The organism is Bacillus sp. PDNC022 (assembly GCF_016919285.1).
GTDB lineage: Bacteria > Bacillota > Bacilli > Bacillales > Bacillaceae > Bacillus > Bacillus safensis.
The window spans coordinates 1881486-1897167 of the sequence record NZ_CP070345.1 but is presented as its reverse complement, the minus strand read 5'-3'; the positions used below and the strand labels follow the sequence as shown (position 1 = coordinate 1897167).

Sequence of the window (15682 nt, the reverse complement as noted above, 5' to 3'; positions counted from 1 at the left end):
GGGCAAAAACATCATGGCAGAAAAACTCGATTTAACGCGGTTTGAAAAAAGAATGGTCATCCGTAATATCCGGGAAGAAGATATTGACCGAATTATTGCCTTGCAGGAGGTATGCTTTCCGGGCATGGACCCTTGGAAACGAGAGCACCTTGAAAGCCATCTTGAGCATTTCCCAGAAGGACAGTTTTGTGCTGAATTTGAGGGGGAAATCATTGGCTCTTGTTCAAGTTTATTAATTAACTTTGATGAATACGATGACCGTCATACTTGGCAGGACATTACAGATGATGGGTACATCACAAACCATAATCCAGATGGGATGAATATGTACGGAATTGAGGTTATGGTTAGTCCTGAGTACCGCCGCATGAAAATTGGCCATCGGTTATATGAAGCACGAAAAGACTTAGCGAGAAGATTAAATTTAAAAAGCATCATCATTGGCGGACGCATCCCGAATTATCATAAATACCAAGAGGAAATGACGCCTCGTCAATATGTGGAGCAGGTCATGCTTCACCAAATTTATGATCCTGTTTTATCTTTTCAGCTGTTAAATGAATTCAGCCTCATGCGGATCAATCCGAATTACTTGCCGGATGATAAGGCATCCAGCACATATGCGACGTTAATGGAATGGAACAATGTTGATTATCGTCCGCAATCGAAAAGATATTATAAATCGGCGTTCCCAGTTCGCATTTGCGTCATTCAATATGCGATGAAACAAATTCATTCCTTCGAGGAATTTATGAATCAGGTAGAGTATTATGTTGATGTCGCATCAGATGCATCAGCTGACTTTGCCGTATTCCCAGAAATTTTTACAACGCAGCTCATGTCTTATTTAGAGGAGCGTTCCCCAAGTCTTGCAGTTCAGCGGATCACGGAATATACCGAGGACTACATTAATTTGTTCACAGACCTTTCTGTGAAGTACAACATTAACATCATTGGCGGGTCCCATTTCGTTGAAGAAGAAGGGAAAATCTACAATATCGCTTATTTATTTAGACGTGATGGAACGATTGAAAAGCAATATAAACTTCATATCACACCGAATGAAAGAAAATGGTGGGGGATCTCAGCAGGTGATCAAGTTCGAGTATTCGATACGGACTGCGGAAAAATTGCAATCCAAATTTGCTACGATATTGAATTTCCTGAGCTTGCTCGGATTGCAGCTGATAAAGGAGCAAAAATTATTTTTACTCCGTTCTGTACAGAAGACCGTCAAGGCTATTTAAGAGTGCGTTACTGTGCACAGGCTAGAGCGGTTGAAAACCAGATTTATACCGTGATCTCAGGAACTGTCGGAAACCTTCCGCAAACCGAAAATATGGATGTCCAATATGCACAATCAGCCATTTTTGCCCCATCTGACTTTGAATTTGCAAGAGATGGGATTGTAGGAGAGTGTAATCCGAATATAGAGATGGTTGTCGTTGGCGATGTCGATTTAGAAATTTTAAGAAGACAGCGGCAAGATGGAACGGTACGTCAGCTCAAAGACCGTAGAAGAGACGTGTACCATATTGAATATAAGAAATAATAAAAGGAAGCGCCTGTCACAAGGCGCTTCAGCGCGCAGACAAACCCTCGCATTCGGTGTCAGGTCTGCGCTCCAGTGCTCACGAATGTTTCATTCGCTCCGCTCCGGTGCTCGACCTTCCTAGACTGCAAAGGTTTTCTATCACGCTGAAAAGAAGCGCCTATCACAAGGCGCTTCTTTTTGATTGCATTTTTTAAGAGACATAGTAGCAGCATGAGCGCTGCTACCGGTTCAAGATTCATTATCATTTATTGCCTAAATAAGACGGAGCACTTATTTATGTGATAAAGGGATGCCGGAGCAAAATCCGAATATACTGAAAGGAGATCATGTGTTCAAAAAGGAGAGGAATATGGGGCGACAAGCTAAACATCTGTATATCAATTTGCCGGTAAAGCATGTCAAGGAATCAAGGGCTTTTTTTGAGCAGCTGGGTTTTGAGTTTCAAGAGCAGCTTACGAATGATCAGGCAGCTTGTTTGGTCATTGGTGACACCATTACGGTCATGCTGTTATCCCATAAGCATTTTCAAACCATCTCAGAGAAACAATTGGTGGATGCAAGGCAGGGATCAGAGGTCATTGTCTCTATGCGGGTTGATTCACGAAAAGAGGTCGATGAGCTGGTGGAGCAGGCGATGGCAGCAGGCGGTTCACCGTTTAAGGAAAAGCAGGATCATGGGTTTATGTATGGCTGGAGCTTTCAGGATCTTGACGGTCATTTGTGGGAAGTGTTCTATATGGATGAGGAGAGAAGCGTCCTTTCATAAGGGTGCTTCTTTTTTATTGTTTAACAGTGGTATGATAATGAGGAAGCAAAAAATAGGAATTCATCTAGAGAAAAGTAGGTGCAGCATGGAGTTTTTACTTGTCTTACTGCCAGTGTTCGGCATCTTTCTTATCGGATATATTGGGCAGAAGGCCATTGGTTTTGACATACATACGCTCTCATCAATGTCTTTATATTTAATGTCACCATTTCTGGCGTTTGAAACCTTTTATCAAAACAAAGTGTCGATGGACTATGTGTACCTATCTATTTTTGTCGTCGGACTTTGTCTTTCACTTGTTTTATGTGTCTTTATTTTATCTCGTATTTATGGTTTTTCGAATGAAATGTATTGTGCCATGATTCTGTCGTCAGCCTTTATGAACAATGGGAATTACGGCACACCCGTTGTCCTTCTTGTCTTCGGAGCTGCTGGGCTTGATATTGCGATTGTGTTAATGGTGCTGCAGCAGCTTGTTATGAGTACAATCGGTATGTATTATGCAGCAAAGGGCGGAGAGGATGCAGGAGATGGAAAGGTTGTGCTGAAAAAAGTGCTGCGTATGCCGGTTGCATATGGGGCACTCCTCGGTCTATTATTTCAGCTGATTGATCTTTCATTACCTAAAGAGGTGATGACGGGTGTTCAGCTAGTTGGGGATGCTGCCATACCAACGATTATGCTTATTTTAGGCATGCAGCTTGCCGTCATTTCTTTTAAGCAAGTGGATTATCGCAATATTTCTTATGCTGTATTGCTGAAGCTGTTTATCTCACCACTCATCGCATTTGGTTTTACACTCATTTTACCGGTAGATGATCTAGTGAAACAAATTATGATTTTAGTTGCAGCCATGCCAACAGCAGCAAATACCACGCTGATGGCTGTACAATTTCGAACGAAGCCTGAGTTTGTCTCAAGCACGACATTTCTCAGTACCGTTTTAAGCATCGTGACTTTACCTGTTTTATTATGGATCTTATCTATGCACCCTCTGGGATAGGGGATGGGCGGCAAACAAAGGGGGACATATCAATGAATGTAGATGTTCATTTTCAAGTGAGTGATGTGTTGAAAACAAAGTATTTTGCCCATGCAAAAGTGTTAGCAGGAGAAAAGGGATTGTTTCGGCAGGTCAAATGGGTTCATGTGCTAGAAGTGCCTGCTGTAGAAGATTTGTTAAATGGGGGAGAGCTCATATTAACAACAGCCGCAGGCTTTCATGATCAATTAGATGTGTTCCAAGCATTTTTAAAACAGCTGATTGATTCTGGTGCGGCAGGCTTGTGTATTGAATTTGTTCCGCTCAGATTCGATGTGCCGGAAGAACTGATTGCTTATGCAGAAGAAAGAGATTTTCCGCTGATTCTGTTTACAAAAGAAGTGAAATTCGTCAACATCACACAGCATCTCCATACGATGATGATTGAACGCCAATATCAAATGATGGCTGATTTAGAAGCGCTATCATCAAAGCTGAATGAGCTATTACTGACTCCGCATCCGCAGATGGATATTTTGGATCAAGTGTATCAGCACGTAAGGGGCATTCTTTTACTCATTCCTGTTCAGGGGGAGCCGATTATTTTATGTGATTCTTCCAAACAAACCGAAGAGCTGGTCATGAATTATTTACAGTTTGCTTCCTTACCAAAAGGATACGAAGTGACCCAAAAACAAGTGCTCGCACTCAAGCAGACATTTGCAGACCTTGTGCTTATTCATCAAACGAACGCGCTCTCAGAATTCGAACTTCTCGTAATGGATAAAGGAGCAAATGCTCTTGCCCAGCAAACGTTAAGAGAGCTTTATACAGAAGAGCTGAAGAAGACAAAAGAGAACGAATGGCTGCAAAAATGGTTCCAAGAAGAGCATACAGAAAGAGATATTTTAGAGCATCTTGAAGAAACAGAAGGATTGAAAAAACCAACCGGCTGTGTGGTCATGCTCTTTCAAAAGCATCATCAAATCGAAGAAATTGCAGGAAATCTTTATTTTCTCGTATCGTGCCGCTCCATCTTTCAGCGAGCAGGTTTCCATTTGATTCCGTATGAGCATCAAGGACAAACCTTATTTATTTTATTGAACACAAGAAAGAAGGAAGACTGGAAAGAGCGTGCAGAGAAGGCGGCAGCTGACATCAAACAATTGTATGATCGGGAGCAGCCTCGCGGAACTGTGATCAATTTTGGCATCGGTCCATATTGTGAACAGTTTCAGCATATGAGAAAAAGCTTTCAAGCAGCCAAGGAAGTGCTGCATATAAAGAAAGTGATGCCCCAGCGGGTGGAAAGCCCATTTTATCAAGATTTGCATATGCTCCGACTCATGCCTGTCATGCAGGAAAGCGGACTGCTTGAATGTATGGTGAAAGAGTATTTGGAGCCTGTGATTTTATATGATAAGCAAAATAGCGGAAGACTCTATCAAACGCTGAATATCTTTTTACAGACAAACGGTTCTAAAAAGGAAACTGCAAGCCGGCTCTATATTGTGAGGCAGACCCTTTATCATAGACTCGATAAACTGCATGCATTGCTTGGTGAGGATATGATGCAGGCACCGAAACGACAGGCGCTTGAATTTGCGATTCTTGCATATGAATTCCTGCAAGGAAATCGTCGTTAACAAGGTCTGTTAGATTTGCTAAGGCAACCGAGTAGAGTGTCTTATCGTTCTTTTCAATCAGTTGACGATCTGTCTAATGTAATCAGCCCGTCCCCTTTTTTATAATGAAAATAACGATTGGTTCTCTCTTACGGGCGGCCTAGATTCGGTTTCATATGCCTCCCTTTTCATCCATATAATGAATGGAGAGGCAGTGTGCTGCTGAACTGGTCTAAGTTTCTTTAATGATGAAAACGGATACATGGGGGCGGGAAGATGAAAATTCATGATCAGGCTCAAAATCTTCAGGCGAAAGATGATCAGTTGATCTGGCATCATATGAAAGGGACAAACAAGGAAAATGAAAGCATGGTCATTCACGAGGCAGAAGGCGCATGGGTGACAGATATCTATGGGAATCGATATCTAGACGGGATGTCAGGTCTTTGGTGTGTAAATGCCGGTTATGGCAGAAAAGAGCTTGCAGAAGCGGCATATAAGCAGCTAAATACAATGCCTTACTATCCGCTGACGCAAAGCCATGTGCCTGCGATTCAGCTGGCTGAAAAGCTAAATGAATGGCTCGGCGGGGACTATGTGATCTTCTTTTCTAACAGCGGTTCTGAAGCCAATGAAGCTGCATTTAAGATCGCCAAACAATATCATGCGCAAAAAGGAGAGAGCACAAGAACAAAGTTCATCTCCAGGTATCGGTCGTATCACGGCAATACAGCAGCAGCCCTTGCCGCAACGGGGCAGGCGCAGCGTAAATATAAATATGAACCATTAGGTCAAGGCTTTATCCATGTCGCACCACCTGATATGTATCGTCATCCTGAGGATCAAGATACATTGGCAAGTGCAGCGGCAATCGATCAAGCCATGACGTGGGAACTAAGTGAGACCATTGCTGGGGTCATTATGGAGCCGATTATTACGGGCGGCGGTATCTTAATGCCTCCGAAAGGGTATTTGAAGAGGGTCAAAGACATCTGTGAGGCTCATGGAGCACTTCTCATTGTGGATGAAGTCATCTGCGGATTTGGCCGGACAGGGAAGCGGTTTGGTTTTATGCATGAGGAAGTAAAGCCGGACATCATCACAATGGCAAAAGGGATCACAAGCGGCTACTTACCTCTTTCTGCAACGTGCGTGAAACGAGACATTTATGAAGCGTACGCAGGGGAAGATACGTATGACAGACTGCGCCATGTAAATACATTTGGCGGTCACCCTGCTTCTTGTGCGGTTGCCCTTGCCAACCTAGAGATCATGGAAAACGAGAAATTAGTAGAACGGTCTGACACGCTTGGGCAAGACATGCTCGAACGTTTGCAAGAGTTAAAAGAGCATCCATTTGTCGGTGATGTCAGAGGGAAAGGCCTGCTGTTTGGTATTGAACTTGTTCAAGATCAACAGTCTAAAAAACCGGCTGATCCACAGGTTGTCGGTCAATTGATTGCAGAATGTAAAAAACGCGGACTGATCATCGGCAAAAATGGTGATACGGTTGCCGGCTATAATAACGTTGCCCAGCTTGCACCGCCGCTAAATATAACAAATGAAGACGCCGCATTTATTATCAACACGTTAAAAGAAAGTATGGCGCAGTTATAGCAGAGAGATTTCTCTGCTTTTTTCTATGGGAAGAGCACATACATTAAGATGCTTCTAGGTAAAATCGGCATTGGATACACTAGGTGTATTGAAAAATAGAAGAGATTCTATTACTGTTAGGAGAAGACTGAACTAATACACTTTAGAAGGAGACGGCATATGAGTTTTCATGATCAACCCATTCTACCTGCTGTTCGCAATATGAAGCAATTTGAGGAATTTTTAAAAAGTCCATTTACATATGGGGTCTTACTTGATGTCCATTTAGGCCGATTAAAGGGCATTATGAATGAGGCAAATGCCCATCATAAGAAAATGTTCGTCCATGTCGATCTTATTCATGGGATCAAACATGATGAGTATGGAACGGAATTTATTTGTCAGGAAATGAAGCCGGCAGGGATTATTTCTACTAGGTCTTCTGTCATAGTAAAAGCCAAACAAAAGAAGGTATATGCCATTCAGCGAATGTTTTTACTTGATACAAGTGCGATGGAAAAAAGCATGGAGTTCGTAGGAAAACATCGTCCAGATTTTATTGAAGTATTGCCTGGGGTTGTGCCGGATTTAATTACTGAAGTGCGCGAGCGAGCTGGGATTCCAATATTTGCAGGCGGATTTATCCGTACAAAAGAAGATGTGGAAAGAGCGCTTGAAGCAGGAGCTACAGCTGTGACAACATCGAATACAGCCCTTTGGAAAGCGTTCCAAAAGTGAAAAGATAAAATGTGAAAATTGATTGACAACGTTTTCATCCTCTGATACTATAGCACTAAGTTAATATCATGTGATGGAGAAACGGAGATCCACAACAGCGCTTTACTAGGTGACAAATGACCCTGATGTAAAGTATGTTTGTTGTGGATCTTTTTTCTTTATCTTTTTCTACACATTCATAGGGGATGGCAACTGAACCAGAGGAGGAATTTTCATGACACCATTTTGGGGTGAAGTCGTAGGTACAATGCTGCTCATAATTTTTGGAGGCGGTGTGTGTGCGGCAGTCAATTTAAAGAAATCGCTCGCATATCAATCCGGCTGGATTGTAATCGCTTTCGGATGGGGATTTGCAGTAGCCATAGCAGCTTATGCAACAGGTGGAATCAGCGGAGCGCATTTGAACCCTGCACTAACAATTGGGCTTGCGCTAGAAGGAAGTTTTCCTTGGGCTGATGTACCAATGTATATTGTTGGTCAAATGCTTGGCGCATTAATAGGAGCTATTATTGTCTTTTTACATTACTTACCGCACTGGAAAGCAACAGACGATCCAGGTGCAAAGCTAGGTGTATTCTCAACTGGTCCTGCGATTCCGCATACTTTTGCAAACGTACTTAGTGAAGTGATCGGTACATTTGTATTGGTTCTAGGAATTTTAGCGATTGGTGCAAATAAATTCGCAGACGGAGTCAATCCGCTGATTGTTGGTTTCTTAATTGTCGCAATTGGTCTTTCATTAGGCGGTACAACTGGTTATGCAATCAACCCTGCACGTGATTTAGGTCCGAGAATTGCACATGCGATTCTGCCGATTCCAGGTAAAGGTCCATCGAATTGGAAGTATGCGTGGGTGCCAGTCGTTGGTCCAATTTTAGGCGGCGCATTTGGCGGTGTTTTCTACAATGCAGCCTTTAAAGCGAACATCACTCCAGCCTTTTGGATTGTAAGCGTTATTTTAGTTGTGGTATTGTTAGGACTCTATGTAACTACGAAAAACCAAACAAATGCTGTAAATGAAAGTATGTAAGGGGAGGAAAACACCATGGCAAAAGAAAAATATATTCTCGCTTTAGATCAAGGGACAACAAGCTCAAGAGCGATCTTATTTGATCAAGAAGGCAAAATTGCACATACAGCTCAGAAGGAATTTAATCAATATTTTCCGAACCCAGGCTGGGTAGAACACAATGCAAATGAAATCTGGAGCTCTGTTCTATCCGTCATTTCAACTGCTTTAATTGAATCAGGCATTGAAGCAGATCAAATCGCCGGTATCGGCATTACGAACCAGCGTGAGACAGCTGTTGTTTGGGATAAACATACAGGCGCACCTGTTTATAATGCAATTGTTTGGCAGTCTAGACAAACGTCAGGCATTTGTGAAGAGTTAAAAGCGCAAGGACACAATGAAACGTTTAGAAATAAAACAGGTCTTCTCATTGATGCTTATTTCTCAGGGACAAAAGTAAAATGGATTTTAGACAATGTAGAAGGTGCTCGTGAGAAAGCAGAAAATGGCGACTTGCTGTTTGGCACAATCGATACATGGCTCATTTGGAAGATGACAGGCGGTCAATCACACGTCACAGATTACTCCAACGCGTCAAGAACGTTAATGTTCAACATTTACGATCTGAAATGGGATGAAGAATTACTGGATATCCTTGGCGTACCTGCTTCTATGCTTCCGGAGGTGAAACCATCTTCACACATCTATGGTGAAACAACAGACTATCACTTCTTCGGCAGAAATATTCCGATTGCAGGAGCTGCGGGAGACCAGCAGTCTGCACTATTCGGTCAGGCTTGCTTTGAAGAAGGAATGGCGAAGAACACGTATGGTACAGGATGTTTCATGTTGATGAATACAGGGGAAAAAGCAATTAAGTCGGATCATGGTTTATTAACGACAATTGCATGGGGCATTGACGGTAAAGTTGAATATGCTTTAGAAGGAAGTATTTTCGTAGCTGGTTCAGCGATTCAGTGGCTGCGCGACGGACTGAGAATGTTTAAAGACTCAAAAGACAGCGAAGCCTATGCGGAGCGCGTTGAGTCAACAGATGGCGTATATGTCGTTCCAGCATTCGTTGGTCTAGGCACACCATACTGGGACAGTGATGTCAGAGGCGCTGTATTCGGATTAACACGCGGTACTTCTAAAGAGCACTTTGTCCGTGCAACGTTAGAATCACTTGCTTATCAAACGAAGGATGTTTTAGATGCGATGGAAAAGGATTCAAACATCTCATTAAAAACTTTGCGTGTAGATGGCGGAGCTGTAAAGAATGATTTCTTAATGGGCTTCCAAAGTGATTTGCTGGATGTACCAGTAGAGCGTCCAGAAATTAATGAAACGACGGCACTCGGTGCGGCCTATCTTGCGGGAATAGCAGTTGGCTTCTGGAACGACCGTTCAGACATTGCAAAACAATGGAATCTTGACAAGCGCTTTGACCCTAAAATGGAAGAGGACAGCCGTGACTCGTTATACAGCGGGTGGAAAAAGGCTGTAAAAGCAGCTCAAGCTTTCAAATAAACCAAAAGTATGGTATACTTCAAGTAAGTTAATAGAACGGTTGGAGAACTGGAGAGACCGCAGGCACCGAAGTGTAGAAATACGCTTTGGGTGTTTGCGGTCTCTTTTTCTTTACCGTACAACATGGGAGGAACAAGAGATGACTTTTTCTAGCTTAGAAAGAGAACAAATGCTGCAGGAAATGACAAAAAAACCATATGATGTGTTTATCATTGGTGGGGGTATAACAGGCGCTGGTACAGCACTTGACGCGGCTTCACGCGGAATGCGTGTCGGTCTTGCAGAAATGCAGGATTTCGCAGCAGGTACGTCTAGCCGCTCAACGAAACTAGTGCACGGCGGACTTCGTTATTTAAAACAATTTGAAGTGAAAATGGTCGCAGAGGTCGGTAAAGAGCGTGCCATCGTATACGAAAATGGTCCTCATGTCACGACGCCAGAATGGATGCTTCTTCCGATGCATAAAGGCGGGACATTTGGGAAGTTTTCAACCTCTATTGGACTGAGAGTGTATGACTTTTTAGCTGGCGTAAAGCATAGCGAACGCAGAAGCATGCTAAGTGCGAAAGAAACGCTTGCAAAAGAACCGCTTGTCAAAAAGGACGGCTTAAAAGGCGGCGGCTACTATGTTGAATACCGTACAGATGATGCACGCCTCACAATCGAAGTGATGAAAGAGGCTGTGAAATTCGGAGCGGAAGCGGTCAACTATGCGAAAGTAAAAGAATTTATTTATGATAAAGGCAAAGTGGTTGGTGTTGTCATTGAAGATGTCATGACGAAGAAAACATACGATGTGTATGCGAAGAAGATCGTCAATGCGACAGGTCCATGGGTAGATCAGCTTAGAGACAAAGATCACTCAAAAGAAGGAAAACACTTACAGCATACAAAAGGAATTCACTTAGTATTCGACCAATCGGTCTTCCCATTAAAACAAGCGATCTACTTTGACACACCTGATAAACGTATGGTCTTTGCCATTCCAAGAGAAGGCAAAACGTACGTTGGAACAACAGATACAGTGTACAAAAAACAGCTGGAGCATCCGCGTATGACAAAAGCCGATCGCGACTATGTCATTCAAGCGATCCAATACATGTTCCCTGATCTCAATATTACAGAAAAAGATGTGGAGTCCAACTGGGCCGGTCTTCGTCCGCTCATTCATGAAGAGGGCAAAGATCCTTCAGAAATTTCTCGTAAGGATGAAGTGTGGACATCATCTTCAGGCTTAATCACCATTGCTGGTGGTAAATTAACAGGCTATCGCAAAATGGCTGAGCATATTGTCGATCTCGTACGTGATGGATTGAAACAAGAGACTGGCAAAGATTACGGACCATGTAAAACAAAGCATATGCCAATCTCAGGCGGTCATGTAGGCGGATCTAAAAACATGGCAGCTTTTGTTCAAGCGAAAACGGCAGAAGGAGCATCTGTTGGTTTAACAGAACCGATTGCACAAAAACTAGCTGAAAAATATGGTTCAAACGTCAGCAGTGTCTACAAACGAGTAGAGCAGCTTCAAGGGGAAGCAGACAAACGAAACATTCCAGCATATGTGCTGGCAGAGCTTGTCTATGCGATCGAAGAAGAACTAGCTGTAACACCAGTCGATTTCTTCTTAAGAAGAACAGGAAGCCTATTATTTAATATCAATTGGGCAAAAAAATACGCACAGCCTGTTGTTGATTACATGGCAGAGCGTTTTGGCTGGGATGAAGCAGCAAAACAGAAACATCAAACAGAATTAGATCAACTATTCCATGAAGCAGTCGTACCGCTTGATGCTGAATAAAAGGAAAAGCCGATCATGTATCGGCTTTTTTAATTGTCTATCGCAATTTTTGATATAGCATGACATTAATGATGATTCGATATAAAATATAAGTAGATATTATTTATAATGATGGCAAGAAATAGGAGGACGACCATGAGTTGGAAGACGAATTATGAGCGATGGATCAATGAGAAGCACCTGGAAACTGAACTAAGGGAATGGCTGGAGACGCATCAAGATGATCATCAAGCACTTGAAGACTGTTTCTACAAAAACCTTGAGTTCGGCACTGGAGGAATGCGCGGTGAGATTGGTGCAGGCACGAACCGAATGAATGTGTATACTGTTCGTAAAGCTTCAGCAGGTCTTGCTGCGTATATTGCGAAACATGGAGAGGATGCAAAAAAAAGAGGCGTCGCCATTGCATATGATTCACGTCATAAATCGCCTGAATTTGCGATGGAAGCAGCCAAAACACTTGCTTCACAAGGCATTCAAACGTACGTATTCGATGAATTGCGTCCGACACCAGAGCTCTCCTTTGCGGTTCGTGAGTTGCATGCATTTGCTGGAATTGTTGTGACAGCAAGTCATAATCCACCAGAATATAATGGCTATAAAGTGTATGGTGAAGATGGCGGGCAGCTGCCTCCATTTGAAGCAGACCAAGTCATTCAAGAAGTAGATGCAATTGAAAATGAACTGTCAATTTCAGTTGATTCTGAAGAAACGTTGAAACAGCAAGGACTGATCAAAATGATCGGAGAAGAAATCGACCATGCTTATATTGAAAAATTAAAAACCATAAGTGTGCACCCTGAGCTGGCACATGAGGTTGATGTCAAAGTCGTGTTTACTCCGCTTCATGGGACGGCCAATCACCCTGTCAGAAACGGGCTTCAGGCTCTAGGTTATCAGCATGTCACGGTTGTGCCTGAGCAGGAAAAACCAGATCCACAGTTCTCAACAGTGACCTCGCCTAACCCAGAGGAGCATGCAGCATTTGAGTACGCCATCAAGCTTGGCGAAAAACAAAATGCCGATATCCTCATTGCAACAGACCCAGATGCTGACAGATTAGGCATTGCGGTCAGAGATCACGAAGGAGAATTTACTGTTTTAACAGGCAACCAAACAGGCGCCCTGCTGCTCCATTATTTATTGTCTGAAAAACAAAAGCTGGGTCAGCTGCCGCCTCGTCCTGTTGTGATGAAAACCATTGTCACAAGTGAGCTTGGGCGTGCTGTAGCATCAGCTTTTGGGGCCGACACGATAGACACACTTACAGGCTTTAAATTTATTGGAGAAAAAATTAAGCAGTTTGAAAAGAGCGGAGAATACACGTTTCAATTCGGTTATGAAGAGAGCTATGGCTATTTGATCGGTGACTTTGCTCGAGATAAAGATGCGGTGCAAGCGGCACTATTAGCCGTTGAAGTCGCTGCCTTTTATAAAAAGCAGGGCAAGTCCTTGTACGACGCGCTTGTCGATATTTTCAAGGAGTTTGGATTTTACCGGGAAGGATTAAAGTCGTTAACCTTAAAAGGAAAAGAAGGAGCAGAACAGATTTCAGCGATCCTTCATACCTTTAGAACAAATCCGCCAGCTGCCATCGCAGGGCAGCGCATCACAGTGATCGAGGATTATCAATCAAGTCAAAGGCACCTTGTGGCTGAAAAGAAAGAGGAAACCATTCACCTGCCAGCATCAAACGTGCTGAAATATTTCCTTGAGGATGGATCGTGGTTCTGCTTAAGACCTTCCGGCACTGAACCTAAAGTGAAATTTTATATTGCAGTCAAAGGCACGTCTTTAACAGATAGTGAAGAAAAGCTGAAGCAACTGTCAGAAGAAGTGATGAAAGTTGTTTATGATATTGTGGAAGAAACAGCGAAATAACGAAAGACAAGGCCATCGTGTGTGAATGCATGATGGCTTTTTTCTCAGCCAAAAGGATGAGAAGAAATCACTCTTTTGGAGAAAGAGCCGCGCGGTGGCTCATGGTATAATGAGCATAATGATAAGTGAAGGCTGTAAACGCCGGGGGTAAACAGTATGGGAGAATACCAAGAGAAGGTTGAAACATTAAAAACGTTAAAAGAAATTGCTGAAAAGCTAAATGAAGGCATGGAAATGAAAGAAACGCTCCATGAAGTACTCCACATGCTGATGGATGTCACAGGCTTTCATTCAGCATGGATTTATTTTATAGAAAAAGACGGGTCATATGAACTGATGGCAGAGGTTTCCTTACCTGAAGCACTCGCAAAGCATCAAAAACAGCTCATGTGTCAAAATGATTGTTATTGCATCAACCGTTACACAAAAGGCACACTGCAATCAGCCACCAATATTATTAACTGCAAACGGATTGAAACGGCGATTGAAGAAAAGCTTGGGGATACAGAAGGAATAACTCATCATGCGACCGTTCCACTACAAGCGTGTAAGCGTACGTTCGGCTTATTAAATGTGGCGGCAAAAGGAAAAGTCACGTTTACGCAAGAAGAGCTGAATTTGCTTGAAAGCATTGCGCTTCAAATTGGAACAGCGATTCAGCGGATGAAGCTTGTGCAAAATGAACAGCAGCACGCACTTCTGGAAGAAAGAAACCGGCTGGCACAGGACTTGCATGATTCTGTCAACCAAATGCTGTTCTCTGTGAGTCTGACGGCTAAGGCTGCACGGCAAATGACTAGCGATCAGAATTTAGGGGAAATGATTGATTTTATTCAGCATTTGTCACAAGATGCTCTGATTGAAATGAGGTCACTCATTTGGCAGCTGAGACCAAGAGGCCTTGAAAAAGGGTTTACGACAGCAATTGAAGAGTATGCACAGCTTTTAGGATTACACTGCAACTTATCTTTATTAGGCTGTATAGAAATGGATCATTCACACAATGAAACGTTGTTTCGGGTATGTCAAGAAGCACTGAATAACTGTCAAAAACATGCGGAAGTAGAAGAAGTCGAGGTCAAACTTGAGCAATCAAGAGACACCTTTGAGATGAAAATCATTGACCGCGGAAAAGGTTTTCAATATGACGAGCAGATGATCCTTCCTTCACTTGGGCTGAAAGGGATGTCTGACCGCATCCAAAGAGCAGGTGGTACATTTTGTATCTATTCAGAATTAGGGAAAGGAACCACGATTCATGTAAAAGTGCCATTTTCACAAGAAAGGAAGGGATCGTCATGAGAGTTGTCATTGCAGATGATCATCATATTGTGAGAAAAGGGCTGGTGTTTTTCTTGCAGACACAGCCTGATGTGGACATCGTTGGTGAGGCGTCCAATGGGCAAGAGGCATTAGAGGTTGTCAGAGAAACTCAGCCTGACATAGTCTTAATGGATTTGTCTATGCCTGTAATGAATGGCATTGAGGCAACGAAACAAATGATGCTGGAAATGCCGGACACCCGCATTGTGATCCTGACAAGCTATGCGGATAAAGATTATGTCATTCCCGCCATTCAAGCAGGGGCGAAAGCCTATCAATTAAAGGATGTGGCACCAGAAAAGCTGCTTTCAACCATGATTGAAGTACAAAATGGCACCTATCAATTAGATGGTCATATCACGACCTTTCTCGTGCAGCATCTGACAGAGCCAAAAGAGCAGAAATGGGCATTGATGAAAGAGCTCACCAATAGAGAGCGAGATGTCTTATTTGAGATTGCGAAGGGCAAAAGCAACAAAGAAATTGCCTCATCGCTGTTTATTTCTGAAAAGACTGTCAAAACGCATGTATCACATGTATTATCAAAGTTAGAGCTGGCAGATCGAACCCAAGCGGCTCTGTATGCAGTCGATTATCAAAAAAATCAGCCAAAAGAGCTGTTATGACAGAAGGGAATTTAGACGTTATGCTAAAACTTTTAAGCGCACATTCAATTCAATGAATTGAATAAAAAAGAGCACAGATGTTGGTTATTTGATGTGCCCTTTTGCTTAAAAAGAGAAGCATGGACAGTCTAATTTCTAATAGAAAAACGTAAAAGACTTGACGAGTGGATGCTCATCAAGTCTTTTTTTATTTTATAGGAGGTGATGAACTGGTCAATCACAGGTGAATCTAATATGGGAGGGAATC

The 15682-nt window shown here is 42.7% G+C and carries 12 protein-coding genes; all 12 read left to right on the top strand.

The genetic code is table 11. The annotated features are described in order from the left end of the window. Positions 1 to 13 precede the first annotated feature (13 nt). Positions 14 to 1552 (top strand): bifunctional GNAT family N-acetyltransferase/carbon-nitrogen hydrolase family protein, encoded by a 1539-nt coding sequence (locus JVX94_RS09865; protein ID WP_012009394.1) that lies wholly within the window; start codon positions 14 to 16, stop codon positions 1550 to 1552. Between the two features lie 352 nt (positions 1553 to 1904). Beyond that, on the top strand, positions 1905 to 2321 hold the full coding sequence (locus JVX94_RS09860; RefSeq protein WP_205185473.1) for a VOC family protein: 417 nt from the start codon (positions 1905 to 1907) through the stop codon (positions 2319 to 2321). An 85-nt stretch (positions 2322 to 2406) separates the two neighbouring features. Next, a complete protein-coding gene (locus tag JVX94_RS09855) occupies positions 2407 to 3324 on the top strand; it encodes an AEC family transporter (protein ID WP_205185472.1) in 918 nt (305 codons plus the stop codon). Between the two features lie 32 nt (positions 3325 to 3356). Beyond that, complete coding sequence (locus JVX94_RS09850) at positions 3357 to 4949, top strand: PucR family transcriptional regulator (protein ID WP_205185470.1); 1593 nt, start codon at positions 3357 to 3359, stop codon at positions 4947 to 4949. Positions 4950 to 5204: 255 nt separating this feature from the next. Next, positions 5205 to 6545 carry an aspartate aminotransferase family protein gene (locus tag JVX94_RS09845; RefSeq protein ID WP_205185468.1) on the top strand — a complete coding sequence of 447 codons (1341 nt, stop codon included), beginning with the start codon at positions 5205 to 5207 and terminating at the stop codon, positions 6543 to 6545. Between the two features lie 159 nt (positions 6546 to 6704). Continuing rightward, complete coding sequence (locus JVX94_RS09840; protein ID WP_024425304.1) at positions 6705 to 7262, top strand: glycerol-3-phosphate responsive antiterminator; 558 nt, start codon at positions 6705 to 6707, stop codon at positions 7260 to 7262. Between the two features lie 214 nt (positions 7263 to 7476). Next, a complete protein-coding gene (locus tag JVX94_RS09835) occupies positions 7477 to 8292 on the top strand; it encodes an MIP/aquaporin family protein (protein WP_095408075.1) in 816 nt (271 codons plus the stop codon). 15 nt (positions 8293 to 8307) lie between these two features. After that, positions 8308 to 9804 (top strand): glycerol kinase GlpK, encoded by a 1497-nt coding sequence (gene glpK / locus JVX94_RS09830; RefSeq protein WP_041089582.1) that lies wholly within the window; start codon positions 8308 to 8310, stop codon positions 9802 to 9804. 139 nt (positions 9805 to 9943) lie between these two features. Beyond that, positions 9944 to 11605 carry a glycerol-3-phosphate dehydrogenase gene (gene glpD, locus JVX94_RS09825; protein ID WP_047202870.1) on the top strand — a complete coding sequence of 554 codons (1662 nt, stop codon included), beginning with the start codon at positions 9944 to 9946 and terminating at the stop codon, positions 11603 to 11605. A gap of 135 nt (positions 11606 to 11740) precedes the next feature. Beyond that, entirely contained in the window at positions 11741 to 13486 is a 1746-nt protein-coding gene (locus tag JVX94_RS09820; protein WP_205185466.1) for a phospho-sugar mutase, read from the top strand. A gap of 156 nt (positions 13487 to 13642) precedes the next feature. After that, positions 13643 to 14788 carry a GAF domain-containing sensor histidine kinase gene (locus tag JVX94_RS09815; RefSeq protein ID WP_205185463.1) on the top strand — a complete coding sequence of 382 codons (1146 nt, stop codon included), beginning with the start codon at positions 13643 to 13645 and terminating at the stop codon, positions 14786 to 14788. Then, positions 14785 to 15435: a response regulator gene (locus JVX94_RS09810; protein WP_111291890.1), complete on the top strand. Its 651-nt coding sequence runs from the start codon at positions 14785 to 14787 to the stop codon at positions 15433 to 15435. The genes JVX94_RS09815 and JVX94_RS09810 overlap by 4 nt, the downstream gene beginning before the upstream one ends. Positions 15436 to 15682: the final 247 nt, after the last annotated feature.